This window comes from Phytoactinopolyspora endophytica (assembly GCF_004138495.1).
Classification (GTDB): Bacteria; Actinomycetota; Actinomycetes; order Jiangellales; family Jiangellaceae; genus Phytoactinopolyspora; species Phytoactinopolyspora endophytica.
On the sequence record NZ_ML142857.1, the window covers coordinates 160,445 to 163,203 of the forward strand.

General features: G+C 69.5%; 2 protein-coding genes. Both read right to left on the bottom strand.

Going from position 1 to position 2,759, the window contains the following annotated elements:
* Positions 1–88: 88 nt before the first annotated feature.
* Positions 89–1,468 carry a type III PLP-dependent enzyme domain-containing protein gene (locus tag ELR45_RS18565; RefSeq protein ID WP_165367903.1) on the bottom strand — a complete coding sequence of 460 codons (1,380 nt, stop codon included), beginning with the start codon at positions 1,466–1,468 and terminating at the stop codon, positions 89–91.
* Positions 1,465–2,759: N-acyl-D-amino-acid deacylase family protein (locus tag ELR45_RS18570; RefSeq protein ID WP_165367904.1), on the bottom strand; the 1,295-nt coding region annotated here is incomplete at its 5' end. The genes ELR45_RS18565 and ELR45_RS18570, both read right to left, overlap by 4 nt.

The following is a 2,759-nucleotide window of genomic DNA, read 5'->3' on the forward strand; positions in this document are numbered from 1 at the left end:
GACGACGGCGGCCAGGCGCTCTTCGGCAGTACTCACAATCGCATTCCTCTCAGCTCATGCCACACAGTGGACATGTCGGTGTACGGGGTTAGAAGGTGGTCCGGAACGCGGCGGTGACGGTGTAGTCGTCGTCGACCACGGGCATGACCCGCCATTTGTCGAACGTGGTGCAGGGGTGGGAGATACCCAGAGCCACCCGGTCACCGACCTCGAGCACACTGGCGGCGGACGCGGCGGTGGCCAGGTAGCCGTGCTGGTCGTTGAAACGGTCGACGGCCACCTCGTCGACGGGCCTGAACTCGGTATCGCGCAGCCTGCCCAGCACCACCGGCATCTGGCCGTCGGTGGAGATGTCCCTCTTGCCGGCGTCGATGATGGCCAGCCCGGGCTCTGGTGTGGAGATCACCCGTGCCCAGACCTCGATGGCGGGCCGGAAGTCGCGTTCCTCGTCGCCGGCGAACGGTGACGCGGCGCGGTAGGTGACATGGTCGTGGGTGACATAGCAGCCAGAGCGGATCACCACATCGACCGGGCGAGCGTAACGGTCCCGGCCCTCGGTGAACACGTCGACGACCTGGTCGAAGAACGCGCTGCCACCAGCGGACAGGATCACCGGGTGCGTGTCCCGGAACGCGCCGGCCGCCATCAGTTCCTCTCCGACGCTGCGGATCGTGCCCAAGAACTGCCGGACCGGCTCGACGACCTCGCGCACCCGCTGCCCGCCGATCACTCCTTCGAACCCCGCCACACCGGCCAGCTCGAGCTCTGGTGCGGCGGACACCGCCCGGCCGACGTCGACGGCGGCGACGACGTCGCGTGCCCCGGCCCGCCCGCCGGCAACGCCGATCTCCACCAGCACAGGCATCGGACGTACCGGCGGGGACGATGTGTCGCCGGCGGCCGACCCGTGTACCTCGCGCAGCACGGCACGCATCTGCTCCACCGCTGCGGTCGAGTCCACGAGGCAGAGCACCTCGACCTGGGGGTGGTCTCGCATGTGGGCGGCGATCCAGCGCAGGCCCACCGGGTCGATGCACTCGTTGGCGATCAGCACCCGCCGCGCGCCGAAGGCGAGCATCGCCCGCGCCTGCCACGCGGTGGCCGCCGTCATGCCCCAAGCACCGTGTTCGAGCTGCAACCTGATCAGCTCCGGCGACATGGTCGTCTTGCCGTGCGGGGCGATGTGCACACCGTGCTCGGCGCAGTACTCGCGCATCCGGTTCAGATTGTGCGCCAGCGCACGCTCTTTGAGCAGCGCCACCGGAGTACTGAAGTCCTCATGCACATGCCACCGCCGCTCAGCTACCTGGGACGCGGGCACGCCTTCGGCCGACGGCGGGAAACTCTTGCATCGCCAGTCGATCAGCCACTCGTCGTCCGCGGTCGACGCGGCCCCCCGCATCGACGACGAGTCGATCAACGGCGTCGTGTCAGCACTGGCCGGTGTCCCGTCCGTTCGTAGTGTCATCGAGATCGCAGTACCTTTCCCGGTCGGGCGGCGGTCTGTCTCCCGCCGTCGATGGTCAGCTCCCCGTTGACGACGACGTAGTCCACGCCGATCGGGGGTCGGCATGGGTCGAGAAATGTCGCCTGGTCGGCGACGACGGCGGGATCGAAGACGGTGATGTCGGCCGCCAGCCCCGGCCGCAGTATGCCGCGGTCACGCAAGCTCAGCCGGTCGGCGACCGCGCCGGTCATCTTGTGCACCGCCGTCGGCAGGTCGAAGTCTCCCAGCTCCCGCGTGTGACGGCCGAGCACTCGCGTATGCGCACCGAACGCGCGCGGATGAGGCTTCCGCCCGTGCTGCTCATATGGGATCGCGGACCCGTCCGAACCGAGGGTGCAATGCTCGTAGCGCAGGAACGCGCGCATGTCGTCCTCGGTGCGGTAGAACAGCACCACCTGCACCCGGTTGCCCCCTTCGCGGCACAGCTGCAGCACATACCTCGCCGGTGACCACCCGGCGTCGGCAGCCGCGGACTCGATGCTCACGCCCTCGGGCGCGTCGAGCACTCCGTCGGTGCGGGCCAGCACCACACGGTCCCAGAACCACGGGATCCGTCCTCCATCGCCCCACCCGCGGGCCAGGTCGGTCTCGGCACGATCCATCGTCTCCGCATCGGCGAGGCGATCACGCATCGCCGCCACCCCGCCGTCCAGCACCCACGGGGGCAGATACTGGGTCAACGCGGACGCCGACGCATCGTACGGATACACGTCGCAGGCGATGTCCACGCCCGAGGCGCGGGCGTCGTCGAACTGGGCCAGCAGCTCGCCCGCGCGTCCCCAGCTCTTCGGCTCGTTCAAGGCGACATGCGAGAACTGCACCCGCGCCCCGCTCACCCGGCCCAGCGCGGCCGCCTCGGCCACGTCAGAGAACCCGTGACCCCGGGAATGAGTCGCATAGATCGCGTCGTGCTCGGCGAGGATGACACATAGGGCGTCGAGCTCAACCGAGCCCGCATACCGGGAGGGCACGTAGGTCAGCCCGGTCGACATGCCGAATGCACCCTGTTCCAGCTGTTCGGCCAGCAATGCCCGCATGGCCTCCAGTTCCTCGCCGGCCACCCGCTCGGCCATGCCCACCGCGGCGATCCGCAGCTGCCCGTGACCGACCAGCGCAGCGACGTTCACCGCGGTCCCGGCCCCCTGCACCGCATCGGCGTACCCGGCCAGGTCGGTCCACGACGGGTCCACCGGGTCGTCACCGATCCCCGCCAGAAGGTCCAGATGGTCCTGCCGGGCCGGCCCGGTCAGCG